This window comes from Thiomonas sp., from assembly GCF_054608695.1.
The window spans coordinates 43,057-67,296 of sequence record NZ_JBTRXV010000011.1; the positions used below are offsets into that span (position 1 = coordinate 43,057).

26 protein-coding genes and 1 pseudogene are annotated in these 24,240 nt (G+C 64.4%); 8 read left to right on the top strand and 19 right to left on the bottom strand.

The genetic code is table 11. The annotated features are described in order from the left end of the window. Positions 1 to 7: 7 nt before the first annotated feature. The 6 genes from ACYCUK_RS06780 to ACYCUK_RS06805 form a co-directional block, all read right to left on the bottom strand. The gene (locus ACYCUK_RS06780; RefSeq protein ID WP_461594047.1) at positions 8 to 1,345 is read right to left on the bottom strand and encodes a hypothetical protein; all 1,338 of its coding nucleotides are present in this window, start codon (positions 1,343 to 1,345) and stop codon (positions 8 to 10) included. A gap of 226 nt (positions 1,346 to 1,571) precedes the next feature. Next, on the bottom strand, positions 1,572 to 2,564 hold the full coding sequence (locus tag ACYCUK_RS06785) for a branched-chain amino acid ABC transporter permease (protein WP_461594048.1): 993 nt from the start codon (positions 2,562 to 2,564) through the stop codon (positions 1,572 to 1,574). Then, on the bottom strand, positions 2,561 to 3,448 hold the full coding sequence (locus ACYCUK_RS06790; RefSeq protein ID WP_461594049.1) for a branched-chain amino acid ABC transporter permease: 888 nt from the start codon (positions 3,446 to 3,448) through the stop codon (positions 2,561 to 2,563). Before ACYCUK_RS06790 ends, ACYCUK_RS06785 begins: the two co-directional genes overlap by 4 nt. A 91-nt stretch (positions 3,449 to 3,539) precedes the next feature. Then, a complete protein-coding gene (locus tag ACYCUK_RS06795; protein ID WP_461594050.1) occupies positions 3,540 to 4,733 on the bottom strand; it encodes an ABC transporter substrate-binding protein in 1,194 nt (397 codons plus the stop codon). A gap of 35 nt (positions 4,734 to 4,768) precedes the next feature. After that, positions 4,769 to 5,554, bottom strand: a complete 786-nt coding sequence (locus ACYCUK_RS06800) for an ABC transporter ATP-binding protein (RefSeq protein WP_461594051.1) — start codon at positions 5,552 to 5,554, stop codon at positions 4,769 to 4,771. Beyond that, complete coding sequence (locus tag ACYCUK_RS06805; protein ID WP_461594052.1) at positions 5,551 to 6,318, bottom strand: ABC transporter ATP-binding protein; 768 nt, start codon at positions 6,316 to 6,318, stop codon at positions 5,551 to 5,553. The genes ACYCUK_RS06800 and ACYCUK_RS06805 overlap by 4 nt, the downstream gene beginning before the upstream one ends. A gap of 266 nt (positions 6,319 to 6,584) precedes the next feature. Here ACYCUK_RS06805 and ACYCUK_RS06810 point away from each other — a divergent pair, with 266 nt between their 5' ends. The 5 genes from ACYCUK_RS06810 (at position 6,585) to ACYCUK_RS06830 (ending at position 10,300) form a co-directional block, all read left to right on the top strand. Continuing rightward, a complete protein-coding gene (locus ACYCUK_RS06810) occupies positions 6,585 to 8,108 on the top strand; it encodes a protein adenylyltransferase SelO (RefSeq protein WP_461594053.1) in 1,524 nt (507 codons plus the stop codon). Positions 8,109 to 8,178: 70 nt separating this feature from the next. After that, on the top strand, positions 8,179 to 8,610 hold the full coding sequence (gene msrB, locus ACYCUK_RS06815; protein ID WP_461594054.1) for a peptide-methionine (R)-S-oxide reductase MsrB: 432 nt from the start codon (positions 8,179 to 8,181) through the stop codon (positions 8,608 to 8,610). 8 nt (positions 8,611 to 8,618) lie between these two features. Then, positions 8,619 to 9,155, top strand: coding sequence for a septation protein A (locus ACYCUK_RS06820; protein ID WP_112488374.1), 537 nt, complete (start codon positions 8,619 to 8,621; stop codon positions 9,153 to 9,155). Positions 9,156 to 9,166: 11 nt separating this feature from the next. Further along, positions 9,167 to 9,451 carry a BolA family protein gene (locus ACYCUK_RS06825; RefSeq protein WP_112488375.1) on the top strand — a complete coding sequence of 95 codons (285 nt, stop codon included), beginning with the start codon at positions 9,167 to 9,169 and terminating at the stop codon, positions 9,449 to 9,451. Positions 9,452 to 9,508: 57 nt separating this feature from the next. After that, a complete protein-coding gene (locus ACYCUK_RS06830; RefSeq protein ID WP_461594055.1) occupies positions 9,509 to 10,300 on the top strand; it encodes a peptidylprolyl isomerase in 792 nt (263 codons plus the stop codon). 70 nt (positions 10,301 to 10,370) lie between these two features. On the opposite strand, the gene ftsH is transcribed toward ACYCUK_RS06830, so the two are convergent. From ftsH to ACYCUK_RS06885, 11 genes are all read right to left on the bottom strand, one after another. After that, the gene (gene ftsH / locus ACYCUK_RS06835; RefSeq protein ID WP_461594056.1) at positions 10,371 to 12,320 is read right to left on the bottom strand and encodes an ATP-dependent zinc metalloprotease FtsH; all 1,950 of its coding nucleotides are present in this window, start codon (positions 12,318 to 12,320) and stop codon (positions 10,371 to 10,373) included. 180 nt (positions 12,321 to 12,500) lie between these two features. Then, positions 12,501 to 13,289 (bottom strand): cytochrome c oxidase assembly protein, encoded by a 789-nt coding sequence (locus ACYCUK_RS06840; protein WP_461594057.1) that lies wholly within the window; start codon positions 13,287 to 13,289, stop codon positions 12,501 to 12,503. Further along, the gene (locus ACYCUK_RS06845) at positions 13,286 to 13,882 is read right to left on the bottom strand and encodes an SCO family protein (protein WP_461594058.1); all 597 of its coding nucleotides are present in this window, start codon (positions 13,880 to 13,882) and stop codon (positions 13,286 to 13,288) included. Before ACYCUK_RS06845 ends, ACYCUK_RS06840 begins: the two co-directional genes overlap by 4 nt. A 73-nt stretch (positions 13,883 to 13,955) precedes the next feature. Next, the gene (locus ACYCUK_RS06850; protein ID WP_461594059.1) at positions 13,956 to 15,659 is read right to left on the bottom strand and encodes a cbb3-type cytochrome c oxidase subunit I; all 1,704 of its coding nucleotides are present in this window, start codon (positions 15,657 to 15,659) and stop codon (positions 13,956 to 13,958) included. Further along, positions 15,656 to 16,192 (bottom strand): cytochrome c oxidase subunit II, encoded by a 537-nt coding sequence (locus ACYCUK_RS06855; protein WP_461594060.1) that lies wholly within the window; start codon positions 16,190 to 16,192, stop codon positions 15,656 to 15,658. Before ACYCUK_RS06855 ends, ACYCUK_RS06850 begins: the two co-directional genes overlap by 4 nt. 9 nt (positions 16,193 to 16,201) lie before the next feature. Then, a complete protein-coding gene (locus ACYCUK_RS06860; protein WP_461594061.1) occupies positions 16,202 to 16,396 on the bottom strand; it encodes a hypothetical protein in 195 nt (64 codons plus the stop codon). Between the two features lie 223 nt (positions 16,397 to 16,619). Continuing rightward, the gene (locus ACYCUK_RS06865) at positions 16,620 to 17,072 is read right to left on the bottom strand and encodes a DUF2214 family protein (protein ID WP_461594062.1); all 453 of its coding nucleotides are present in this window, start codon (positions 17,070 to 17,072) and stop codon (positions 16,620 to 16,622) included. An 80-nt stretch (positions 17,073 to 17,152) separates the two neighbouring features. Next, on the bottom strand, positions 17,153 to 17,488 hold the full coding sequence (gene fdxA, locus ACYCUK_RS06870) for a ferredoxin FdxA (RefSeq protein WP_461594063.1): 336 nt from the start codon (positions 17,486 to 17,488) through the stop codon (positions 17,153 to 17,155). 1 nt (position 17,489) lies between these two features. Then, complete coding sequence (locus ACYCUK_RS06875; protein WP_461594064.1) at positions 17,490 to 18,713, bottom strand: NnrS family protein; 1,224 nt, start codon at positions 18,711 to 18,713, stop codon at positions 17,490 to 17,492. Then, entirely contained in the window at positions 18,703 to 19,122 is a 420-nt protein-coding gene (locus ACYCUK_RS06880) for a group III truncated hemoglobin (RefSeq protein ID WP_461594065.1), read from the bottom strand. Before ACYCUK_RS06880 ends, ACYCUK_RS06875 begins: the two co-directional genes overlap by 11 nt. A gap of 112 nt (positions 19,123 to 19,234) precedes the next feature. Further along, on the bottom strand, positions 19,235 to 19,714 hold the full coding sequence (locus tag ACYCUK_RS06885) for an RrF2 family transcriptional regulator (protein ID WP_461594066.1): 480 nt from the start codon (positions 19,712 to 19,714) through the stop codon (positions 19,235 to 19,237). A 107-nt stretch (positions 19,715 to 19,821) separates the two neighbouring features. Between ACYCUK_RS06885 and ACYCUK_RS06890 the strand changes: the two genes are divergently transcribed. From ACYCUK_RS06890 to ACYCUK_RS06900, 3 genes are all read left to right on the top strand, one after another. Further along, the gene (locus tag ACYCUK_RS06890; RefSeq protein ID WP_461594067.1) at positions 19,822 to 20,895 is read left to right on the top strand and encodes a threonine aldolase family protein; all 1,074 of its coding nucleotides are present in this window, start codon (positions 19,822 to 19,824) and stop codon (positions 20,893 to 20,895) included. A gap of 57 nt (positions 20,896 to 20,952) precedes the next feature. Continuing rightward, entirely contained in the window at positions 20,953 to 22,344 is a 1,392-nt protein-coding gene (locus ACYCUK_RS06895) for an L-serine ammonia-lyase (RefSeq protein WP_461594068.1), read from the top strand. Positions 22,345 to 22,504: 160 nt separating this feature from the next. Then, positions 22,505 to 22,984, top strand: a complete 480-nt coding sequence (locus ACYCUK_RS06900) for a hypothetical protein (protein WP_461594069.1) — start codon at positions 22,505 to 22,507, stop codon at positions 22,982 to 22,984. Positions 22,985 to 23,330: 346 nt separating this feature from the next. Here ACYCUK_RS06900 and pagP read toward each other — a convergent pair whose 3' ends face one another. Continuing rightward, on the bottom strand, positions 23,331 to 23,942 hold the full coding sequence (pagP, locus tag ACYCUK_RS06905; RefSeq protein WP_461594070.1) for a lipid IV(A) palmitoyltransferase PagP: 612 nt from the start codon (positions 23,940 to 23,942) through the stop codon (positions 23,331 to 23,333). A gap of 57 nt (positions 23,943 to 23,999) precedes the next feature. Further along, positions 24,000 to 24,240: pseudogene (locus tag ACYCUK_RS06910) on the bottom strand (hypothetical protein); the annotation flags it as partial.

Consider the following 24,240-nt stretch of genomic DNA (forward strand, 5'->3'; position numbering starts at 1 on the left):
CACACTCCTATCGAACAACCGCAGCCATCGCCACGCCGGACCAGGTGCTGGCCAGGATCACGCCCAGCAAAACGGCCTGCCGCCCGCCGTAGACCAGCGGAAATCGCAGCAAGGCCAGCAGTGCGAAGTAAGCCAGGGCCAGGACCAGCAGGGTCATGACGGCAGAGCCGCGATGCAGGCCCAGCGGAACCAGCAGAACCGCCAGCGGCACCGCGCCCAACGCGACGACGAAGGCTGTATCCTGCACCGCCCAGAAACGTCTTGGGAGAGGCAGTGCACGCAGATAGGGCTGCACCGGCAGATGTGCCGATCGCAGCATGCGGTAGAGGCCGCTGATGATCAGGGCGACGGCAGCCATGGCGAGAATGGCGGTGGGCAAGGCGCGGGTGTCGAAGGCGAATACCTGCATCAGCACGTCGGCGCCCAGGACCAGCGCCATGGCCGCCACCATGCGCAGAGCCGTGCTCCCTGCATGCTGCAACCACAGGGCTTGCATCTGAATGCGTCTGGCCGGCGGCAATAACCGGAAGAACTGTTGAGCGCCCCAGGGGCTGAGTGCCGCGGCTCCAAGCCTGCCTGCGCAGGCTTGGACGGCACGAAGGCCAGTCGACTCCGGCGGCTGGCGGCCCGGCGTTTCCTTGAGAAGACGGTTTTTTCTTCCAGCCGAGGCGCGCCGCATCCTGGCCTGGCGCAAAGCCTTGAACAGGCCGGGCGGAACGCGCAGGAAGGACGCGCCGAAAAGCACGCAAGCGCCAAGGGCAAACCAGCCCGCCGCATCGGCCGGGCGGGTCAGGCACCAACTCAGCACCCCATCGGCCACGCCGATCGTGAGGACAGCCGCGGGGTGTCGCTCCAGCATGGCGAGCTGGGCGAGGAGCACAAGGCTGGCCAGAACACCCGCCGAGGCGAGCAGGAACACGGTGGATGTTGGTCCGGACACGCCGGTGGGCGCGACCATGAGCAAGGCCGCCACAGGGACCAGTAAAAGGCTGTTGGCGGGCAATAGCACCGACACATCCACCCAGCGCCGCTCGCGCAGAGAGATCGGCAACGCTTGCACATAGGCCATGAATTCGCCGCCGAGTATGTGACGGCGTTGCACCATGACCCAGACCAGGGCGATGCCCTGGATCAGCACGATGCGCTGGAAATGCCAGATGGTGTCGCTGCCGACGCGCAGGACCATCATCAGCGGCATGGCGAGGCTCATCACCAGTTTGCCGACCGGCGTTCCGACCGGCACGAACACGCCCGCGATGACGAATAGCTGCCAATGCCGCACCAAGACGCGGCCGGTGGCGGCGGCATACCAGCGCATGCGCAGAAGAGTCAGTTGGCGGTACATGCCGAACGCGTATCCGGTCGATGCTGCCCATCTTACTCAAGCAACCATCAACACAGGCCGTTCGCTGCGGCTCGTTTGAGGTTGAACTGGGCGCGCATCACGCCTAAATTCGCCACGGTCTTCTCGCCGGGGACGGTGAACACAGGAAGGTTGACTTCGTGGTAGATCCTTGGAAGCCGGTAGGGCGGCCATCCGTACCGTCAAAACCCCTGCTGTGCCATCGATTTCAGGACGGCTGCGTCCCGCGTAGCCGGGCGCGCAACTCGCCCACGATGCCGCGCCGGAACAGCAGCACGCAGAGCACGAAAATGGCGCCGATCACCATGCTCACCGAGTCGTTGAGGTTGTTGAACCAGTGGATGCCGGTGAGGTCCACCAGAAAGCGCGCAATGGTGCCCATTTTTTCCTCCAGCACGGTGATGATGACGGCGCCGAGGATGGGTCCGAGGTCGGTGCCGAGGCCACCCACGAGGGTCATGAGAATGACCAAGCCCGAAGTGCTCCAGTGCACGTCGGTCAGGGTCTCGAAACCCATCACCACCGCCTTCATCGCCCCCGCCAGCCCAGCGAACCCGGCTGACAGCAGGAACACGCCGAGCTTGTAGCGGTTGGCGCGGTAGCCGAGCGAGATGGCGCGCGGCTCGTTCTCGCGCACCGCTTGCAGCACCTGGCCGAAAGGGGAGTTCACCACCCGGCGCATGAACCACCAACTGGCCACGAACACCGCCAGCACAACGTAGTACATCACCCGGTCGGACTGCAGCGGCAAGCCGAACAGGCTGCCACGCGGAATGCCCTGAAGGCCATCTTCGCCGCCGGTGAAATCAGCCTGCAAGGCGTAGAAATAAACGATCTGCGCCAGCGCCAGGGTGATCATGGAAAAGTAGATGCCCTGCCGCCGCACCGCCAGCAAACCCATCACCAGGCCAATGCCCAGCGCGGCGAGCACACCGATGAGAATGCCCACCGGCGTGGGCAAACCCCAGGCGGTGAGGGCCAGGCCGGTGAGATAGCCCGCGCCGCCGAACAATGCGGCATGGCCGAAGGAAATGAGCCCGGCATAACCGGCCAGCAGGTTGAAGGCGCAGGCGAACAGGGCGAAGCACATCATGCGCATGCCGAGCACCGGGTAGAGCCCCAGCCAGGGCGCCGCCAAGGCCAGCAGCAGCAAGGCCCAGGTCACATGAGCAGGCAAACGCGCGCGCCAGGGCATGGTCATTTTTCCTTGCCGAAAAGGCCGGCGGGGCGCACGGTGAGCACCAGGGCCATGAAGATGAACACCACGGTGGTGGAAATGGGGGCATAAATGACCTTGGCCAGCCCCTCGATGATGCCAAGCGCCAGGCCCGAGACGATGGCGCCCATGACCGAGCCCATGCCACCGATGACGACGATGGCGAAGACCACGATGATGAGGTTGGAGCCCATCAGCGGCGACACCTGGATGACGGGAGCCGCAAGCACCCCGGCCAGGCCGGCGAGCGCCGAACCGAAGGCGAATGTGAGCATGACCAGCAGCGGGAAGTTGATGCCGAAGGCCTGGATCAGCGCCGGGTTTTCAGTGCCCGCACGCAGATAGGCGCCAAGCTTGGTGCGCTCGATCAGCAGCCAGGTGCCGAAGCAGGCCACCAGGCTGGCGACCACGGCGAAGGCGTAGTACACGGGCAGATACATGAAACCCAGATCCAGGGTGCCTCTCAGCAGCGCAGGCGGGTTGTAGGGCGAGCCCGCCACGCCGAAGAAGGAGCGGAATACGCCTTCGATCAAGAGGGTGAGGCCGAAGGTCAGGAGCAGGCCGTAAATGGGGTCGATGCCGCGCAGACGGCGCAGCATCAGGCGCTCGACCAACACGCCGAACAGGCCCACCAGCAAGGGGGCGATCAGGAGCATCCACCAGAAATCGAGATGGAAGTATTGCCCGCCCATCCAGGCGAACATCGCGCCCATCATGAAGAAGGCGCCGTGGGCGAAATTCACCACATCCATCAAGCCGAAAATCACGGCCAGCCCCAGGGACAACATGGCGTAGAACGCGCCGTTGACCAGGCCGAGCATGAGTTGCCCCAGCAGCAGGGGCAAGGGAAAACCAAAGAGTTCAGTCAAGCTGCACCTCGAACGTCAAACCGGTTCGGTGAAGGCCTGCCTCGCGCCGTTCGGCAGCGCGCGAGGCAGGCACCTCAACGCCTCTTGCCTCTTACTTGTCCAGCGGGCAGCCGTAGGCGGCAGCCGGGCCGAAAGCGTCGTTGCCGGGGATGGTCTGCACCAGCTTGTAGTAGTCCCAGGGTTCTTTGGATTCGGCCGGGGTCTTGACCTGTTCCAGGTACATGTCGTGGATCATCAGGCCGCCGGGGCGCATGAAGCCGTCATGCATGAACATGTCGTTGACCTTCATCTTGTGCATCTCGTCCATCACCTTGGTGCCGTCGGTGGTTCCGGCCGCCTTCACCGCCTTCAGATACGTGAGCGTGGCGGAATAGTCGCCAGCCTGAATGAAGGTCGGCATCGCCTTCATCTCCTTGAAGTAGCGCTCGGCCCAGGCCCGCGACTGCGCGTTCTGGTTCCAGTACCACGGCGTGGTGAGGTAGAGGCCTTGCGCGGCGGGCAGGCCGACGGCGTGAATGTCGGTGATGAACAGCAGCAGACCAGCCAGCTTCATGGTCTTGGTCACGCCAAACTGGTTGGCCTGCTTGATGGAGTTGTCGGAATCGCCACCGGCATTGGCCAAGCCGAGCACCTGCGCCTTGGAGGCCTGCGCCTGCAGTAGATAGGAGGAGAAGTCGGATGCGCCCAGCGGGGCATAGACCTGACCCACGACCTTGCCGCCATCGGCCTCGACCACCTTGGCCGCCTCGCTCTCGAGCGACTTGCCGAAGGCGTAGTCGGCCGTGAGGAAATACCAGGTCTTGCCGCCATGCTTGATCACGGCGCTGGCCGTGCCGCGTGCCAGCGCCGTGGTGTTGTAGGCATACATCACCGTGTAAGGGGTGCATTGCTTGCCGACGATGGTGGACGCACCCGCGCCCACCACGAAGAACGGTTTTTTGTACTGCGCGGCAATGGGTTCCATGGCCAGTGCGGTGGCGCTGTTGGTGCCGCCGATCAGCATGTCGACGCCGTCCTGCGACAAATATTCCTTCGCCTTGCCAGCGGCCAGGTCGGCCTTGTTCTGGTGATCGAAGCTCGTCAGTTCGATCTTGCGGCCGAGAACCGAACCGCCGAAGTCCTGGATGGCCATCTTGATCGCGGCCACGCCGCCGGGGCCGTCAACGGCGGAATAGACGCCAGACAAATCGGTGATGAAGCCGATTTTCACCGGCGCCTCGGCCTGGGCCATCGATGCCGTACCCAGTGCCAGGGCGAGTGCCAAAGTCAGTTTGTTCAGTTTCATGCAAGTCTCCTTGTGGATGGATGGTTTGACCGGATTCAAATTCCGAGCAAACCCTTGAGTGTCGCGCGATTTTTTTCTAAATCGGCTCGCGCGATTTCCAGAACGATCTGGCCGCCTTCCATGACATAAAATCGGTCGGCCAAATTCGCAGAAAATCTAAAATTCTGTTCGACGAGCAGAATTGAAAAGCCTTTGTTCTTCAGTGCATTCATCGCCCGGCCGAGAGCCTGCACGATAACAGGAGCAAGGCCTTCGGAAATTTCATCCAACAACAGCAGGCGCGCGCCGGTGCGCAAAATGCGCGCCACCGCGAGCATTTGTTGCTCGCCGCCGGATAAACGCGTTCCTGGGCTTTTGGCTCGTTCCCGCAAATTGGGAAACAAAGCATAGATCTCGTCTTCGCTGAGTCCGGAAAACCCGGTTTTCAATTCAGGGGGAAGTAAAAAATTTTCATGCGCGCTGAGGCTTGCGAAAATACCACGCTCTTCCGGGCAGTAGCCCACCCCAAGCGGCGCGACGCGGTGGCGCGGCACGCCAATGACCTCATATCCGAACACGCGAATGCTGCCGGTACGCGCACTCGTCAGCCCCATGATGGCGCGCAGGGTGGTGGTTCGCCCTGCCCCGTTTCGGCCCAGCAGGCAGACGGTCTCGCCAGGCTGGACGTGCAGGTTCACGCCATGCAGCACATGCGACTCGCCATACCAGGCGTGCAGCTTGTCGATGTGCAAGGCGGCACTTGCAGCGCCTTGCAGCGCTGCGTCGGAAACCGGTGCGTGAGCCGAGGCGGACGGCGCATGCAACACCTCGGGTGCGGTCATGTCTGCATCTCCTCGGCTTCGTCGCCCATGTAGGCGGCAATCACCTCAGGGTTGCGCGACACCTCGGCATAACTGCCCTCGGCCAGGATCTGGCCGCGCTGCATCACCGTGACTCGGTCGCAAATGCGGGAGATGACCGACATATTGTGTTCAACCATCAGCACCGTGCGGCCCTTGGCGACGCGACGGATGAGATCGGTGACCTGCTCCACGTCCTCATGACCCAGGCCCTGGGTGGGCTCGTCGAGCAAGAGCAGTTGCGGATTCATCGCCAGCGTGGTGGCCAGCTCCAGCGCACGCTTGTGGCCGTAGGGCAGGTTCGTGGCCAGTTGCTCTGCCTCGGTGGACAAACCGACGAGATCCAGAAAGCTCATGGCTTGGTCGTCCAATTTGCGCAGGGCGCGCTTGGGCAACCAGAACTGATGCGCCAGCCCGGAACTGCGCTGCAGGCCCACACGCACATTTTCCAGCAAACTCATGTGCGCAAATGTGGCGCTGATTTGAAACGAGCGCACCATGCCCAGCCTGGATATATTGGCTGGAGACATTTTTGTGATGTTCTGCTCACGAAAATAAATATCGCCCGCGCTGGGCTGGAGAAATTTACTGAGCAAATTGAAGCAGGTTGTTTTTCCAGCGCCGTTCGGACCGACCAGTGCATGAATCGATCCCTCTTCGATTTTCAGATCGACATTTTGCACCGCGGCGAAACCGGAAAACTGCTTGCTGAGCCCCTGGGCCCGCAATATCGGCGTGTTCGGCATTGGAGTTTGTTGGTTTGGCAGGTGACATTCTGCTGCAATGCACGCAGGCTGCTCAAGCGCTTTTCCCACGGGAAAACCCTGCATTTCGACGGCAGACCTGATGCCAAGGTTTCAAAATGTTTCATTCTGATACCGCAAGTGGTATGGCGTGATTTCCGTCATCGGGCCGCCAGCCCTGGGCCACATCCCCATTGCTCGCGGGTTGGCCTCGAGACGCACACAGACACAGTCGCCGCAGGGCTTTCGCTCTCGGGGACAATCACGCCATGGAAACTTGCTCGCTACCGACTCCAAACAGGGTCGACCTCGGCTTCGACCAGCCCTATCGCAGCCTGGGGAGCGAATTCTTCAGCCCTGTTCGGCCAATGGGGCTACCCGCACCGCGCTTGAGTTTGGTGAGCGAAGATGCCTCGCGCCTGCTGGGTCTGCATCTGGAATCGACCCATCCTGAAACGCAGCAGGCCTGGGCCGAGTTGTTCAGCGGCACCACCCTGCCGGCCGGTTGCGACCCGATCAGCACCGTCTATTCCGGCCACCAGTTCGGCAACTGGGCCGGGCAACTCGGTGACGGCCGCGCCCACCTGCTGGGCGAACTCGACGCGCCGGATGCCACGCAGAACTGCGGCCATGCGCGCTGGGAAGTGCAACTCAAGGGAGCAGGGCTCACGCCCTACTCCCGCCATGGCGATGGGCGCGCGGTGTTGCGTTCCTCCATCCGCGAATTCCTCTGCAGCGAAGCCATGTGGCACCTCGGCATTCCCACCACGCGTGCGCTCTGCCTCGTCACCTCCAGCTTGCCGGTGGCGCGCGAGCGCATGGAAACCGCGGCGGTCGTCACACGCCTGGCGCCGAGTTTCATCCGCTTCGGCCATTTCGAGCACTTCAGCTACAGCGGCCGGCATGCAGCGCTGCGCCGCCTGGCCGACTGGACCATCGCCCGCATCGATCCCGCCTGCGCCGATGCCGCCAACCCTGTACTCGCCCTGCTGCAGGGCGTGGTGGCGCGCACCGCCCGGCTCATGGCGCAATGGCAGTGCGTGGGCTTCATCCACGGGGTGATGAATACCGACAACATGTCGATGCTGGGCTGGACGCTGGACTATGGCCCGTTCGCTTTCATGGACGGCTTCGATCCGGCGCACACACCCAACACCACCGACCGCTCCGGCCGCTATGCCTGGGGACGGCAGCCGGCCATTGCGCGCTGGAATCTGCTGGCGCTGGCCCAGGCCTTGCTGCCGCTGATCGGCGATCCCCGGCTCGCGATTGACGCAGTGGAAGCCTTCGAGCCCCAGTTCTCGCAAGCCATGCGCGCCCAGTTGCAAGACAAGCTGGGCCTGGGTGCACCACAAGACGGCGACGATGCCCTGGTCGACGCCTGGCTTGCGGCCATGGCCGAGAACCAGGCCGACTGGACCCTGAGTTTTCGCCTGCTGAGCCCTCTGTCCGCCAACCCCGACAGCCCGATTCCCGAGGCGTTGCAAAGCCTGTTCGCCACCCGCCCGCGACGCTTCCACACCTGGGTTGCCGAGTACCGCCAGCGCCTGCAGCAGCAGGGCCGTGCGGACGCCGAACGCAAGCTGGCGATGGACCTTGTGAACCCGCGCTTCGTCTTGCGCCATCATCTGGCGCAAGACGTCATTGCCCAAGCCGAGGCCGGCGATTTTTCCGCCACGCGGGAACTGATGGCCGTACTGCGGCATCCCTATGCGGAGCAGCCCGAGCACGCGGCCTACGCCGCCGCACCGCCGCAGGATGCCGAAGCTCCCGCCCTGTCCTGCTCGTCTTGAACCGGCTCGACCGCCCCGGCAAGTTCGCCCCAACCATGCTTCAACTTTTCTTCTCCACGGAGATTGCTTCATGTCACCCACCCAGCCCGACGACAAAGCCGACGCCGACTACCGCCTCCGACTCACCCCCGAGCAATACCGCGTGACGCGCTGCAGCGCCACCGAAGCCCCCTTCACCGGCCAATACTGGGACCACCATGCGGATGGGAGTTACCGCTGCGTGTGCTGCGGCGCGCTGCTGTTCGACTCCACCACCAAGTTCGACTCCGGCTCCGGCTGGCCCAGTTTCACCGAGCCGGCCTGGGGACATTCCATCGAGGAAGTGAAAGACCGCAGCCATGGCATGGTGCGCACCGAAGTGCGCTGCGCCAAATGCCATGCCCACCTCGGCCATGTGTTCGACGATGGCCCCGGACTGAACGGCCTGCGCTACTGCATCAACTCCGCAGCGCTCGATTTCGCCCCTGGCCAGCATGCCGACAGCACCGGCGAACAAGGATAATGACGGGCATGAAACTCCTGTTCGACTTTTTTCCCATCATCCTGTTTTTCGTCGCCTTCAAATTCGGCGGCATCTATGTGGCCACCGGCGTGGCCATCGCCGCCACCTTCGCCCAAATCGGCTGGGTGTGGTTCAAGGGCCGCAAGGTGGAGCCCATGCTCTGGGTCAGCCTCGTCATCGTCGTGCTGTTCGGCGGCGCCACACTGCTGCTGCACAACGACACCTTCATCAAGTGGAAGCCCACGGTGCTGTACTGGGTGTTCGCCGTCGTGCTGGTGGGCGGTCAGGTGCTGTTCCGCAAGAACTTCATCCGCCAACTGCTGGGCACGCAGATGGATCTGCCCGCCGTGGCCTGGACGCGGCTGAACTGGTCGTGGGCCGGCTACTTCGCGGTCATGGGCATCGTCAACATCTGGGTGGCCTACCGCTACTCCACCGCCATCTGGGTGGATTTCAAGCTCTTCGGCAGCCTGGGCCTCACGCTGGTGTTCGCCGTCATCCAGTCCTTGATGATCGCCCGCTACCTGCCGCGAAAAAACGCCTGATGGAGCGTTTGATGCACCGCGCCCAGCGCATCGAGCAGGCCTTGCGGCTGGCGCTCGACCCCGAGCAACTGCAGGTCATCGACGAATCCGCCAGCCACGCCGGGCATGGCGGCTTCGATGCCCAGGGCAGCCATTTTCGCGTGCGCATGGTCAGCCATGCATTCAGCGGAAAGTCAAGGCTTGCGCGCCATAGGCTCGTGTATGATGCTTTGGCTTCGATGCTGGCGCACGACATTCATGCCCTCGTGCTCGACCTGCATGCCCCGGGCGACTTATCCAAGCCACCCCAACCCTAGGTTGCAAGCCCTCGTGGTCCTTGTGGCCTGCGCTCACGAACCCCTCCCCATTCAGTCATGCAAAAACCCCTGATCAAACTTCTGCCAGCAGCTTTGGCACTCGCCCTGCTGTCACCCGTGGCATTCGCCCAGACGGCAGCCACCGTCAATGGCAAGGCCATTCCCGAGAGCATGGTCACCATCGTCGCCGAGAACATGGCCAAGCAGTCCGGCCAGCCCGTGACCCCGCAACTCAAGGACCAGATCAAGAAAGAACTGATCCTGCGTGAAGTCGTGGTGCAGGAAGCCGAAAAACAAGGCCTGCAGAACCAGAAGGACGTGCAGGAAGAAATCCAGGTCGGCCGCCAGAACATTCTGATTCGCACCCTGTTCCAGGACTATCTGAAAAAGCATCCGATCACCGACGCGCAGGTCAAGGCCAAGTATGACCAGTTCGCCAAGAGCTTCGGCACCACCGAGTACGAAGCCCAGCACATCCTGGTGCCGACCGAAAAGGAAGCCGATGACATCATCGCGCAGTTGAAAAAGGGCGCCAAGTTCAGCGCGATGGCCAAGAAATACTCGAAGGATGCAGCCTCGGCCGTCAAGGGCGGTGATCTGGGCTGGTCCACTCCCGGCAACTACGTGGAGCCGTTCGCCGCCGCGCTGACCAAGCTCAAGCCGGGCGAGTACACCACCATCCCGGTGCAGACCCAGTTCGGCTGGCACATCATCAAGCTGGACAAGACCCGCCCGGCCAAGCCGCCGACCATGGATCAACTCAAGCCCCAGATCATGCAGGAACTGCAGCGCGAAGCGGTGCAAAAGTACCAGCAGGAATTGCTCGCGCAAGCCAAGGTCACGCAGTAAAGCAGCGCATCCCTTGTATTGAAAACGCCGGTCGATCGACCGGCGTTTTTTTGGGCGCCGCCCGGCCGAGTCAGGCAGATGCCGGGCTGGCGGCGGGTGCTGGCTTCATCTCTGCATTCGTCTCTGCGGCCGCCGGTTCGGCAGGCACGGCAATCTGCGTCAAGGCTTTGAGTTCGGCACCACTCAGGGTTTCTTTGTCCAGCAACTGGCGCGCGCCTTCGTCCAGCATGGCGCGTTTGCTCTGAAGGATGGCTTCGGCGCGGATGAATGCGGCATTCACCAGTTCGCGCACGGCGCAGTCCACTTCCCGGGCGGTCTGCTCGCTGTATTCGCGCTGTTGCGGCATGACGGGCCCGCCCAGCATGGTCTGCGGCGCATTTTCCAGGGTCATCGATCCCAGCTTGTCCACCATGGCGTAGCGCGTGACCATGCTGCGGGCGATGTCGGTGACCTTGGCCAGATCGTCGGCGGCGCCGGTGGACCAGTGGCCATAGACGATGTGCTCGGCGGCACGCCCACCCATCAGTACCGCCATCTTGTTCTCCAGTTCCTCGCGAGTCATGAGGTAGCGGTCCTCGGTCGGGCGCTGGATGGTGTAGCCCAGGGCGCCGACGCCGCGCGGGATGATGGACACCTTGTGCACCACGTCGGTTCCAGGCAGGCTCATGGAGACGATGGCGTGGCCCATTTCGTGATGCGCGACGATCTCGCGTTCCTTGGGGTTGAGCAGGCGGTTCTTCTTCTCCAGACCGGCGACGATGCGCTCGACTGCGAGCGTGAAATGCTCGGTGGTGACGGTCTGGGCGTTGTTGCGCGTCGCCATCAGCGCGGCTTCATTCACCAGGTTGGCAAGATCGGCCCCCGAGAACCCGGGCGTGAGCGCTGCCACCTGCTCCAGGTCCACGGTCGGGTCGAGATGGATCTTGCGCACATGCACTTGCAACACCTGCACCCGGCCGAGCTTGTCGGGGCGATCGACCAGCACCTGACGGTCGAAGCGGCCGGCGCGCAGCAGGGCGGGGTCGAGAATTTCAGGGCGGTTGGTGGCGGCGAGAATGACCAGGCCCGAGGCGGAATCGAAGCCGTCGAGCTCGACCAGCAATTGGTTGAGGGTCTGCTCCTTCTCGTCGTGGCCGCCGCCGAAGGGCGAGGCGCCGCGCGCGCGGCCGAGGGCGTCGAGTTCGTCGATGAAGATGATGGCCGGGGCCTTGTCCCGCGCCTGCTCGAACAGGTCGCGTACCCGCGCGGCGCCGACGCCGACGAACATTTCCACGAATTCCGAGCCGCTGATGGAGAAGAACGGCACGCCGGCCTCCCCGGCCACGGCCCGCGCCAGCAGGGTCTTGCCGGTGCCGGGCGGACCCACCAGAAGCACCCCTTTGGGCGCACGCGCGCCCAGGCGGCTGTGGTCGACCGGATTTTTCAGGAAGTCGACCACCTCCTTGAGTTCGGCCTTGGCTTCGTCGACACCGGCCACGTCATCGTAGCTCACGCCGGTGCTGCTTTCCATGTACACCTTGGCCCGGCTCTTGCCGATGGACATGAAGCCGCCCATGCCCATACCGCCCTGCTTCTCGGCGAACTTGCGCACCATGAAATACCAGACACCGAAAAACACCAGCGCCGGCAGCACCCATGAGAGAATGTTGCTCAGCCAGGTGTTGCTGTAAGCCTGCGAATAGGTCACGCCTTGACGCTGCAACTGGCCGGCGAGTTGGGGATCGACCCGCACGGCAATCATGATTTTCTTGCCGGTGGCGTCTGGCGATTTGAGGGTGCCGGTGATGGTCTGCTGGCCCACCACGACATTGCTGAATTTGCCTTGCTGCAATTCGGTCTGGAATTGGCTGTAAGGCACGGTTTGCACGTCCTGGGATGTCGACCAGATGCTTTGCAGCCAGAACACGGCGACCATGGCCATCAGCCAATAGCCCAGGTGCACGCGGGTCTTGGGGTCGAACTTGGGCAATTTTTTGCCGGCCGGATTCCCCTGGCCTTGCGGCGCATCGTTGGTGGCCATGGTGTGGTTCCTGTGTTGTGGTTGGCGTTTGGAGCCGCTTGAAGCCGTTCGACGGGTTTGCACAACGTCTACAAACAGAATATGAGAATATGCGCCATGTGCCAATCTTCAAGGCTCGCAGGCCTTGCCGTGGGCGCGTTTCAGTTCGGCTTCAGTCGGAAGTCATGGCCAAGGCGCACGTCATCGATCAGACGCGACGCCCATCGTGGTTGAATCACGGCCCTTCATCCTGTCCTGCTGGTCTTCGTCGTCACCCGGCATGATCAGCAGCCATGCAGCGCGCAGTTGCAGCGGCAGGCCGGCGGCGAACATCACCAGACCGGCGTAATGCTGATCGTCCAGCGGGCTCAGGTTCCACAGACACAACACATCGAGATACGGCGTGTAGAGCACATGCCCGCTCCACACCCAAACGGCGGCGATGATCATCATCGGCAGGCTGGCCAGCCAGGCATAGATGCCGGCCACCCAGCGTTGCCCGATGCCGGTGCTGCCGGGCAGCAGCTGCGCCCAGAACATCAGCCCCGAGACCAGCAACAGCATGCCGATGGGCGCCGAAAACAGCGCATCGGCCAAGGCGGTGTCGAACACGCCGGGCAGATTCACGCCCAGGGTCAGCAGCACGAACACCGCCGCGGCCACCCACGGATCGAGCAGCCACGCCGCCCACCAGCGGTTGCCGCTGGAGCGCCATTGCAAGCGCGCAGCAGGTGGGAAACCCAGCAGCAGAAAGGGCGACGCCACCTGACCCAGCGTCATCAGGGCCACGGTGTAGTCGGTCATCGACGCCAGCGGATTGTTCAGTCCCCAGGCCGCAAACAGGGCGAGCGCGCCCCCCAGGGCAAACACCGCCGCGCGCCACCAGGGCCAGCGCCCTCGCCTCGCGGCCAGGGCATACAGCACCGCGCCAGCCGCGACCAGCGCGAACCAGCCGCTCCATGCGGCGAGCGGCCATCCCGGGGCTGTCACCTGGGCTCCAGCGTTGCGCGCAAATCGGCCGCCAGCCACGCGGGGTCGGTGAGCTGGCCGTAGCCGTAGCGCGCCAGCAGCCGGCCATCGGGCCCGACCAGGGTGACGGCAGCGGTGTGATCGATCCAGTAGTCGCCCCCTTCCGCGTTCACGCGCCGCCAGGTCACGTCCCATTGCCGGGCCGATGCGGCCACTGCGGGAAGCGGGCCGCGCAGGCCGATGGCGTCGGCGATGAAGGCATCGAGATAGGCGCGCAGCACGGTCGGCGTATCCCGTGCGGGGTCGAGACTGACGAAAACCACGCGCACGCGCCGGCGCAGCGGGCCAAGCGTGGACAGCGCTTGCGCCAGCGCCGAGAGGGTGAGCGGGCAGACGTCGGGGCAATGGGTGTAGCCGAAGAACACCAGCACCGCGCGCCCGCGCTCATTGCCCCAGGAAAACGCCCTGCCCTGCGTGTCGGTGAATCCGGCGAAAGCCGGCGCGGGGGACGGCGCAAGCGGTGTGCCATGCAGCGCAACCGCGTGCTGCTGCAGCCGCGACCATGCGAAAAGCGTTGCGATCAGGACCGCGGAGACAAGCACGGCACGCAGCACCGACGCCCTCCGGCCCCCGGGCCGCCTGAGCGGCCCGGGGGCGTGCGGCGCTGCGCTTGCAGCCCTCATTCACTCACCACAAGACGAAGCCGGGTGCGTGGATGGGATGGGTGATCATGGGCCACAGCACGGGAATGTAGACGGCCAGGGTGATGACCAGCGTGGCAATGGCCCAGAACCCGAGGTGCTCGGCGATGCGCGCCATCGCCGAGCCTTCGGGACCGGCGATGACTTCGGCGAATGGGATCGCCACCATGGCCCGGTCGTCCTTGCGGCCGAACAGACTGCCGAAAAACACGATGTAGAACGCCACGGCGCCGAGCATGGCGATGGCCCCGCCGATCCCCACCAGGATCAGCGCCGGCTGCACGGCGCCATACAACTGCATGAACTGGTCATGCGGCAGCCCCGAGACCCAGGAACGGCGTGGCACACCGTCCATCCCGGCCCAGTGGCCGCCCAGCCCCCAGATCATCATGCCGATGAACCACAGCCAGACGGATGCGAGAGCCATCTTCGGACTGTAGAGTTTGCGGCCGGTGAGGTGGGGCAACAGCCAGAAGCTCACGCCCATGAACACCAGCGTGGTCATCGTGCCCACCGTGAGGTGGAAGTGCGCGGGAATCCACAGCGTGTTGTGCACCACGTTGTCGAGCTGCCAGCTGGCGTTGACGATACCCCCTGCGCCGCCGAAGATGAAAGAAACCAGCGCCAGCAGTTGGGCCGCCACCGAGGCATCCTTCCACGGCAGTGCCGTCCACCAGCCCATCAGCCCCTTGCCTCCGCGGCGGCGCCCGGCGTACTCGAGGCTCAAGGCCACGGTGAAGGCCGTGATCAGGCTGGGAACGGCGACCGACAAAGTCAACGCGGTGACCACGCCCTTGATGACCGGCGCAATGCCAGGGTCCATGTACTGGTGGTGTGTCCCCACCGGCACCGAGAACACCAGCAGCAGCAGGAAGGCCAGCCGTGTGAGCGGGTCGGACACCAGCTTGCCGCCGGCCTGGCGCGGCAGCATGGCGTAGATGGTGATGTAGCCTGGCATCAGCCAGTAATACACGATGGGGTGGCCAGTCCACCAGAACAACGTGCGTGCCAGCAGCGGATCGATGGTGTGGGTCAGCCCCAGCGACCAGGGATCGAGCAGGAACACCGCCTCCATGGCCGCGCCCAGAGCGGCCAGCAGCCACATGAGCAAGGTGGTTGCGCTCATGAAGGTGACGAGCGGCGTCACCTCCCCGGGGTGGGCCTTTTTCCAGCGGGCGCGCATTTCCAGGACCACAGCCAGCGGCAGCAGGCTGGCCACCACCACGAGGGTGATGCCGAGGTAGAACCATGGGCTGCCCTCGAGCGGCGGATAAAACGTGTAGAGCACGCTCGACGAATTGTCGAGCATGGCGTAGGCGGCCATCAGCGTGCCCAGCAGCATCAGCCCGTAGGTCAGCCAGGCAAGGCCCATCATGGGCTTGAGCTTGAGTTCACGGGCAGGTAGATACATCAGCCAGCCGGAAATGGTGAAGAAGGTGAACACGAAGGCGTTGAGCACGCCATGCAGGGTCAGTCCCTGGTAGTAGGACTTGAGAAAGGGTTGCAGATAGGGATAGAGATCGATTCCGGCGTAGTTCGCGCTTTGCAGCACGCCGATGGCGATGCCGACCATCAGCGCCAGGAAGCCCGTGACCCAGAAAGCCAGGAGCATTTTCTTTTCACTGGCGATGTCCCCGGCGGTGGGCACGGCAAGGCTGCGCGTGGCAGAAGGGCTCAGGACTGCGCTCATGACTGTTTCGCTCCGGTGATGACGATTTTGCCGATCATGGCCTGGTGGCCGGCGCCGCAATACTCATTGCAGATGATGTAGTAGGTGCCGGGCTTGTCAAAGGTGTAAGTCACATGCCCGACCACACCGGGGATGGCCGTGATGTTGATGCTGGTTCCCTGCACCTCGAAGCCGTGCAGCACATCGCCGCTGGTCACGTAAAACTTGACTTTGGACCCGGCCGGCAAGGTGATGGGCGTGGCGGTGCCGGGCGTCCAGCTCCAGGCGCGGCCCATCTCGTACACGTTGTAGCTATTGGGCCCGGTCTGCTTGATGCCCGAGCCCTGGAAATCCGCCAGGGTCGCCGGAGTGTCGGGGTTGCTGTAGAACCGGGCCGTCTTGGCGACCAGGCCGTAGTCGTGCACCACGAAGTAAACGGTGACGATGAACAGCACCGCAACCATCACAACCGAAATGAACACCCAGGCGCGCTCGTGCCGCAAGGCGACGTGATGAAACTTGTCCTCGAATGCGTCATGTGTCGTCGTTGCCATATCGACTCCTCAAGCTCGTAGAGAAAAATACGATGCCACCATCGCCCAAAGGCCGATGACGACGATGAACAAGGCCCCGACGATGACCCAGGTGCCACGGGGGCGTGCGAACTGCAAGTCGGGTATCGGCAAATCAACTTGCGCGACCGGCCGCCCATCCGCACCGATCATGGGTAAGGGCACATAGGGAACTTCTTCTTGCATGGGTTTTCTCCTTGGGGTGTGTCGGGTCCGCACCTACGCTTTGCAGCGTCAAGCGCATTCCAGGAATATAAGTAGCCATGGATACAAAGCCTTGCGCAAAGTCATATGCTAATGTTTCCGTATGTGAACGATGTAACTTATTACGTCATTCGGGCGTACGCATCGACCGATGCTTCTTGCCGCCTTGGCGGCGGGCGCATCCAAGGAAGTGTGCAGGGGACCCTCAATAGCCATAAGCCAGCAGCGCGCCGAGCAGCGGCACGACCACCATCACATGCGCCTGCCACATCAGCCACACGCGCTGGGTGCGGATGTCCTCGGCTTCGGGGAAAAAACCGTCCTGCGCCTGCCGGAGGTTCCAGCGGCGCAAGGTCCGGGTCTGGGGCAAGGCCATGGCCACCATCACGGCGAACAACACAACCTTGCCCCAAAGCAGGGGGTTCCCCGCATACCAAGCCCAACCCTTGACCCCCCACGCCATGCGCGCGGCTCCCGTGGCCAGCACGGCGGCAAAGCTGCCCCACAGCCACAGGTCCAGCGCCATCAAGCGGTCCAGCACGCTCTTGCGCCCGACGATCACGTCGGCGCGCATCAGCGCGGTCTTGGCGGTGAGAAATACCGCCAGCAGCAGGATGGCGGAGATATGGGCGTAGGCGAGCAGGGATTCAAGCAGCATGGGGGCTCCGGATCAGGATGAAAACCGGCATCTGCACAGGCCTCGACGGTGAGGACGGGGCCGTGCAAAGGCATGCGCGATCAGCGCGGCGGGGCGCGGTCCAGCAGATGCCGCTTGTACCGCACCTCGGCCCATGCATCGGCATCCGTCGGCGCGGCCTTGACCCGCGTGATCACCGGCCAACTGCGCGCCAGGTCGGCATTGAGCGCGGTGAACTCCTGCTGCTCCGCCGGAACCTCGTGCTCGGGATAGATGGCGGCCACGGGACACTCCGGTACGCACAGATTACAGTCGATGCAGTCGCGCGGGTCGATCACCAGCATGTTCACGCCCTCGCGGAACGCGTCCACGGGACAAACCGCCACGCAGTCGGTGTACTTGCACTTGATGCAGGCTTCGGTGACCACGAATGTCATGTCAACCTCGCGCAGGACCCGGTTTGTGCCTGATGCCGCCCGCAAGCGGGCGGTCGGCGCGGGGCCGCACCAGCCAGGGCAGATAGCGCAGCACGAACACCCAGCAAGCCAGCGCCCACAGCACGGCGGACGCCTGCAATGCCGCGACCTGCGCCGGCCATGGCACGAAAGCCAAGAGTCGAAGCACTGCGGCGGCCAGCAGCAGCCCATAGCTCAGCAGGGACCAGCGGTCCAGGCGCAATGCCCTCCCCAGGTGGCCCAGGGACGTGCGGGTGACCATGCCGATGATCAGCACCGCGAAGCCGCATACGGCGAGGAGGTGAACCCAGAGCGAGTCGGGAACGGACGCGCCGAGCGCCTGCGCCCCGCGCGCCGCCAGGCCGCTGGCCAGGCCCGCATAGCCGAGATACAGAATCCACAGCAGCGGCTGGTGCAGCACGCGCCTGGGCTTCCAGCGCAACAGATGGCTCAGCATGATGCCCGCCGAGCCGAGCAGCGCCAGACCCTCGGCCACGGGCCAGCGGCCCAGCATCTGCAGGCCCACGGCCAGCGCCAGCAGCGCAAGGTTGACCACACCGCTGCCTGCGGCCGCGTTCAGTTGCAGGCCCGGCACGGCGCGCGTGGCGAAGAACGGGATCACGCGGCGGCCGATCAGCGCGGCGACCACGGCCATCAGCAGCAGACCGGCATGCATGGCCCGCCAGAGTTCGGGGAACGCCGCGCCCTGCGCGGCCCACAGGAAGGCCGCGTCGGTCGCCCCCAGGCCCAGCAGCAGCAAGGGCACGCCGAGGTTGCGCCGGTTGCGTGTCTTCAGGATGGGCAGGGCGCAGGCCATGGCGGCGGCGGCGAAAAACACCACGTCGAGCACGGCCGCGGGCTTGAACCACGCGCCGCCCGCAAGCAGGCCGGCGCGCGCCAGCAGCCAGGCCAGGCACAAGGCGGCGAGCGGCCAGCCGCGCAGCGTCGGCCGGCCCGTCCAGTTGGGCACGGCGGTGAGCAGGAAGCCGACCGCGATGGTCGCCACGAAGCCCCACAGCATCTCGTGCGCGTGCCAGAGCACGCCGGCAAGCGGCGCTTGAGCCACGCCAGGCGCGAATACCCAGACCATGACGACCACGCCGGCCCAGGCCATGCCCAGGGCGTACAGCGGGCGAAAACCCAACTCGAAGCTGGCGGCGAACGAGGGCGGGTCCGGCTCTTGAACGCGCAGGAGATCAACAGACATGCCGCGCATCCCCCAGGCCGCGGGCCGCCGCGCGCGGCCGGTTGGCCATCTGCCAGCCCAGCCACAGGCTCTGCGCGATGCGCCGCGCCAGCTCGTCGGCCCTGGCCTTCATCGCGGGTTCGCACACCGCCTGGGTGGTGGCCTCGAACAACTGCAGCCAACGCGCGAACAATGCGGGATCGAGTTGCGGCAAGGCCTGGTGGGCCGGCATCGGCGTGCCGCTGTAGCGTCCGCAGCCGAGAAGGACGGAAGTCCAGAAGTCCACCATCCTCGCCAAATGGGTGGGCCAGTCGGCGATGTGCGCGTCGAAGACGGGGGCGAGCCGATCGTCCTGCCGCACGCTGGCATGGAAAGCATGCACCATGCGGGCGATGGCGTCTTCGCTGCACAGTGCGGGGTCGAGTCTCATGGCTTGTGTCCTGGGGCCACCGTGTCGGGACGGATGTATTGATTCATCTTGTATGAATCATATAACCCGCGATGCGCTTCGGCAAACCCTTCATGCCGCCACGGGATCGGACCTATGCGGCCGGCACCGTGCGCCGCGCCCTGCCTGTCGGCGTTGGAAGCGCGACCGTCTGCGTGTCGATTCGCGCACCGCCCCCTGCTGTCAGATCGGCGAGGGTCAGGCCATCGAGCGACTGAAAAAAGGCATCGAGCGCCGCATGCAGGCCGCAGGCAAGCCGGCAATGCGGCGTGAGCACGCAGGCGTCGGTGCGGCGGTCGAAGCACTCCACCAGACGGAAGTCTTCCTCGGTGCCGCGCAGCACCTCGCCGATGCGGATGGACGCCGCCTCGCGCGCCAGGCGCAAACCGCCGCCGCGGCCGCGCACGGATTGCAAATAGCCGCTCCCCGCCAGATGCACCACCACCTTGGTGAGATGGCTGCGCGAAATGCGGTGGAAGTCGGCCAGTTCGGTGATGGTGACGAGGCGCTCGGGATGCTCGGCCGCGTACATCAGCACACGCAAGGCGTAGTCGGAAAACTGGGTCAGGCGCATGTGTGGCTTGAAGGCGGAGCGGAAAGAGCGTCGAATACAGGATTGTCCATCGAAGAGCAGGCGGCGCACAACGCCGCGCCCAGGCTCCACACCCGTTCCCATCGCCCATGACCACCTCCACTACCCCCCGCCAGCAATTCGCCAGCGACAACCTCGCCGGCATCTGTCCCGAAGCCCTGCAATCCCTGCTCGACGCCAACGCCAGCGGCCACCAGCCGGCCTATGGCGACGACATCTGGACGCAAAAGTCCACCGACATGCTGCGCGAGTTGTTCCAGACCGATTGCGACGTGTACTACGTGTTCAACGGCACCGCGGCCAATTCGCTGGCGCTGGCGTCGATGTGCCAGAGCTATCACAGCGTCATCTGCTCGCCGGTGGCGCATATCGAAACCGACGAATGCGGCGGCCCGGAGTTTTTCTCCAACGGCTCCAAATTGCTGGTTGGCGAAAGCGACAGCGCCGCCGCGCTCCTGGGCAAGCTCACACCGGATGCGGTGGAAGATCTGGTGACCAAGCGCCACGACATCCACTACCCCAAGCCCAAGGTCGTCTCCCTCACCCAGGCCACCGAACTCGGCACGGTGTACTCGGTGGCGGAGGTGCGGGCGATTGCCGCCATCGCCAAGCGCCGGCACTTGAAGCTGCATATGGACGGCGCCCGCTTCGCCAACGCGGTGGCCGCGCTCGACGTGCATCCGTCCGAAATCACCTGGCGCGCCGGGGTTGACGTGCTGTGCTTCGGCGGCACCAAGAACGGCTTGCCGGTGGGCGAAGCGGTGGTGTTTTTCGACCGCGAACTCTCCGCCGATTTCGCCTGGCGCGTGAAGCAGGCCGGGCAGCTCGCCTCGAAAATGCGCTTCATCTCCGCGCCCTGGGTGGGCATGCTGGAGCACGACACCTGGCTGCGCAACGCGCGTCACGCCAACGCCATGGCGCAGCGCCTGTACCAGGCCATCCACGGCTTGCCGGGAGTGCGCGTGCTGCATCCGCCGCAAGCCAATGCGGTGTTTGCGCAGCTGCCCGCGGCCAGCATCGCGCGCTTGCATGCGGCCGGCTGGAAGTTCTATGAATTCATCGCCGGCGGCGGCTGCCGCTTGATGTGCGCCTGGGACACGCAGCCCGAAACCGTGGACGCCTTTGCCGCCGACCTGGCCGCCGCCTGCGCCCAGGCGGCATGAACCGCTGAGCCGGCACGCATTGCGCCAGGTGCCTGCACACCTCACCAAGGAATGACCATGGCCGTTTCGGTGTTCGACCTGTTCAAGATCGGCATCGGTCCGTCGAGTTCCCATACCGTCGGGCCGATGCGCGCCGCGCGCCTGTTCGCCACCGGCTTGCAGCAACAGGGCCTGCTCGCGGCCACCACCCGCGTGGAATGCCGCTTGTACGGCTCGCTGGCGGCCACGGGAAAAGGCCATGGCAGTGACAAGGCCGTGATGCTCGGACTGATGGGCGAGGAGCCCGACCAGGTGGATGTCGATGCAGTTCCTGCACGGATCGACACCGTGCGCAAAGCCAAGCGCCTCACGCTGCTGGGGGTGCACGGCCTGGCCTTCGACCCGCAGACCGACTTGCTGTTCCAGCGCGGCAAGCCCCTGCCGCTGCACCCCAACGGCATGCGCTTTGCGGCTTTCGATGCGGCCGGTGCGCTGCTGGCCGAACGCACGTATTACTCGGTCGGTGGTGGCTTCGTGCTGAGCGACGAACTCGCCGCCGACGGCTCCCGCCACGCCGCCATCGCCCCCGACACCACCATCCTCGCCCTGCCCTTTCACAGCGGTGCCGAGCTGCTCGCGCTGGCGGCGCAGCATCGCTGCAGCATCGCCGACATCATGCGCATCAACGAGCGCCACTGGCGCCACGACAGCGGCATCGACGCCGGCCTGTTGCGCATCTGGCGCGTGATGCAGGACTGCGTCGCGCGCGGCTGCCACACCGAAGGCGTGCTGCCCGGCGGCTTCAAGGTCGAGCGTCGCGCCCCGGCGCTGTACGCCGCCTTGCATGGCAAGGCGGCCTCGAGCCCGATCGACCCGCTGCGCGCACTCGACTGGGTGAACCTGTGGGCGCTGGCGGTGAACGAGGAGAACGCCGCAGGCGGCCGCGTCGTCACCGCCCCCACCAACGGCGCTGCCGGCATCGTGCCCGCGGTGCTGCATTACTACATGCGCCTCACCCCCGAGGCCGACGCGCAAGGCGTGGTGGACTTCCTGCTCACGGCCGGCGCCATCGGCCTGCTGTACAAGGAGAACGCCTCCATCTCTGGTGCCGAAGTGGGTTGTCAGGGGGAGGTCGGCGTGGCTTGCAGCATGGCCGCCGGGGCCTTGTGCGCGGTGCTCGGCGGTAGCGTGAAGCAGGTGGAAAACGCCGCCGAGGTGGGCATGGAACATCATCTGGGGCTGACCTGCGACCCGGTTGGCGGCCTGGTGCAGATTCCCTGCATCGAGCGCAACGCCATGGGCGCGGTGCAGGCCATCAACGCCGCCCGCATGGCCTTGCGCGGCAACGGCCAGCATCATGTCTCGCTCGACAAAGTCATCAAGACCATGCGCGAGACCGGCGCCGACATGCAGACCAAGTACAAGGAAACCGCCCGCGGCGGGCTGGCGGTGAACATCATCGAGTGTTGAGTCCCGACAGGCACTTTGTTGCCGGCGTCGTCTCCTGGTCGATTCGGCTTAAGCCTGGCTTCAGGAACCTGCGCCGGGTTTGGTGAACGAACTACATGGCCTTGGCCCGTCGATGCCTGGGTCAGGCCATGATGTCCAAAACTGACCAAGGAGGTTTCCCATGTGTAAACGTCGTTTACTCCTGGCCGCCGCCGCGTTCATACCCGCCGTGGCATTGGCCGCACAACCGCTCGTCGTGCATTTCGATGGCCAGCCCATTCCTATGCATGAAACCGTGCAGGTCGAGCACACCCAAGCAGGCCCCGTGCAAGTCAAGACCTGGACCTGGCAAAGCCCTCAGGGCAACGCCCGCATCGTGATCCAACGCAGCGACGGGGGCGCCATGCCAGCCTGGGCCATGCAGCAAATGCAGGCCATGCAATCGCAAATGGCCAGTTTGCAGAATACCGTGGCCCAATGGAGCGCACCGTTGTTCGTGACGCCCCCCAACCTGCCGGTGTTGCTGCCCCAACCACTCTGGAATCTGGCTCCGGTGCTACCGGTGACCGTGATCGACGTTCAGCCGCAAACGGACACACCCAAACCTGGGCCACAAATGCCAGCGCCAAGCCGCGCGCATAAGCCCAGACTCAAAGTTTGAGCAGGTTTGCCGCGCCACATCGGCGCGGCGTCTTCATCCCCGGGCATGCACGCGGCAGTCCGAGCATCTTCACATCACTCGACACGCATAGGCAGGGGGCCGGCTCCTCCTCCACGATGTGGGGGAGGCTGGGAGGGGTAGTTTTGTGCGCTGCTTGGAGGCTGGGATCGATTCTGGAACACTCAAAAAACCGAGGCCCTAAGTACCGGATCGCGGCTCGCCAGCACCATCATGATCAGCCCGGCGACGCGCGGGACGGTTGATGGTTTCACAAGGGCTGCAAAAAAAAAGTTTCAAGCGCCTCGGGACCAAGGCGCGGCCACAGTCGCGCTGGCTGCATGAGGCCTCAACGAAAGGCGTAGCGCGCGAAAAAGAACGCCACATTGCCGTTGTTCAAGGTGCTGGTCACCTTCGGCAGGAAAGTCCCATAGAGGGTAAAGCGGCCGTAACCCACCGAGACCAGCGGCAAGGCGATGGGGAAAGGAATGTTCTTGAAAATATCGGCACGCGAGGTGATGCCTGCGGTGTAGCCGGCCCCGAAATGCAAGGCGCCGACGGGGTCCCACAACCACTGCTTCGCGTAACCGACCACGGGTTCTGCGTTGCGGTGCGAGTCGGAGAACATCATGGCGTAAACCATCTCGTCATTGCCGTTCGCATCGATGATGTGCTTGCCCCAACCCAGGCCCCAGGCGTGGCTGTTGAGCTGAGCGCGCTTGGCTGCGGTGTAGGTGGCCGGGTCGTGCCAGGTGTAGCCGGTGACGAACAGATCGGGCGTGCCGTTGTCGTAGATGTTGGTGAGGTTTTGCGTGGCACGATCGGCCCAACGCATCACACCCGCCTGGCTTGTGGGTGGCAGCAGAATCAGGATACCGAGCAGAGAGGCGAGGAAGACTTGGCGCATCGGGGCACCATAGACATTGAATGTTTCTGCAATGTTGCGCATGAGGGTCTTCATGGGTTTCAAAATCCTGCAAAGATTGGAGGCGGTTGATGGTGCCGGTTGATGGTGGCATCAGCTGGCGTGAAAATTCTTGGTGGGGCCGGCATGCGGCATCTTCTGGCCCGCCCCCTGGCTGTAGAACACCACACTGTTGCGGAAGTTCAAGCGCAGCAGGCCCTGAGCCAGGCCGGTGTGCAAGAAGCTGGGGAGTCGGCTGCGCGCCACCCACACCGCCACCGCCCGGCCCTGGGCGCGCGCCTGCCCCAGCGCCTGCGGCCCCACGCAGATCGAAGCCGGCGGCGCATGGCGGCAG

Coding starts and splice junctions, on each gene's coding strand:
- ACYCUK_RS06780 (WP_461594047.1), bottom strand. CDS start 1,345: ATGTACCGCCAACTGACTCTTCTGCGCATGCGCTGGTATGCCGCCGCC.
- ACYCUK_RS06785 (WP_461594048.1), bottom strand. CDS start 2,564: ATGACCATGCCCTGGCGCGCGCGTTTGCCTGCTCATGTGACCTGGGCC.
- ACYCUK_RS06795 (WP_461594050.1), bottom strand. CDS start 4,733: ATGAAACTGAACAAACTGACTTTGGCACTCGCCCTGGCACTGGGTACG.
- ACYCUK_RS06800 (WP_461594051.1), bottom strand. CDS start 5,554: ATGACCGCACCCGAGGTGTTGCATGCGCCGTCCGCCTCGGCTCACGCA.
- ACYCUK_RS06805 (WP_461594052.1), bottom strand. CDS start 6,318: ATGCCGAACACGCCGATATTGCGGGCCCAGGGGCTCAGCAAGCAGTTT.
- ACYCUK_RS06810 (WP_461594053.1), top strand. CDS start 6,585: ATGGAAACTTGCTCGCTACCGACTCCAAACAGGGTCGACCTCGGCTTC.
- msrB (WP_461594054.1), top strand. CDS start 8,179: ATGTCACCCACCCAGCCCGACGACAAAGCCGACGCCGACTACCGCCTC.
- ACYCUK_RS06820 (WP_112488374.1), top strand. CDS start 8,619: ATGAAACTCCTGTTCGACTTTTTTCCCATCATCCTGTTTTTCGTCGCC.
- ACYCUK_RS06825 (WP_112488375.1), top strand. CDS start 9,167: ATGCACCGCGCCCAGCGCATCGAGCAGGCCTTGCGGCTGGCGCTCGAC.
- ACYCUK_RS06830 (WP_461594055.1), top strand. CDS start 9,509: ATGCAAAAACCCCTGATCAAACTTCTGCCAGCAGCTTTGGCACTCGCC.
- ftsH (WP_461594056.1), bottom strand. CDS start 12,320: ATGGCCACCAACGATGCGCCGCAAGGCCAGGGGAATCCGGCCGGCAAA.
- ACYCUK_RS06850 (WP_461594059.1), bottom strand. CDS start 15,659: ATGAGCGCAGTCCTGAGCCCTTCTGCCACGCGCAGCCTTGCCGTGCCC.
- ACYCUK_RS06855 (WP_461594060.1), bottom strand. CDS start 16,192: ATGGCAACGACGACACATGACGCATTCGAGGACAAGTTTCATCACGTC.
- ACYCUK_RS06860 (WP_461594061.1), bottom strand. CDS start 16,396: ATGCAAGAAGAAGTTCCCTATGTGCCCTTACCCATGATCGGTGCGGAT.
- ACYCUK_RS06865 (WP_461594062.1), bottom strand. CDS start 17,072: ATGCTGCTTGAATCCCTGCTCGCCTACGCCCATATCTCCGCCATCCTG.
- fdxA (WP_461594063.1), bottom strand. CDS start 17,488: ATGACATTCGTGGTCACCGAAGCCTGCATCAAGTGCAAGTACACCGAC.
- ACYCUK_RS06875 (WP_461594064.1), bottom strand. CDS start 18,713: ATGTCTGTTGATCTCCTGCGCGTTCAAGAGCCGGACCCGCCCTCGTTC.
- ACYCUK_RS06880 (WP_461594065.1), bottom strand. CDS start 19,122: ATGAGACTCGACCCCGCACTGTGCAGCGAAGACGCCATCGCCCGCATG.
- ACYCUK_RS06885 (WP_461594066.1), bottom strand. CDS start 19,714: ATGCGCCTGACCCAGTTTTCCGACTACGCCTTGCGTGTGCTGATGTAC.
- ACYCUK_RS06890 (WP_461594067.1), top strand. CDS start 19,822: ATGACCACCTCCACTACCCCCCGCCAGCAATTCGCCAGCGACAACCTC.
- ACYCUK_RS06895 (WP_461594068.1), top strand. CDS start 20,953: ATGGCCGTTTCGGTGTTCGACCTGTTCAAGATCGGCATCGGTCCGTCG.
- ACYCUK_RS06900 (WP_461594069.1), top strand. CDS start 22,505: ATGTGTAAACGTCGTTTACTCCTGGCCGCCGCCGCGTTCATACCCGCC.
- pagP (WP_461594070.1), bottom strand. CDS start 23,942: ATGAAGACCCTCATGCGCAACATTGCAGAAACATTCAATGTCTATGGT.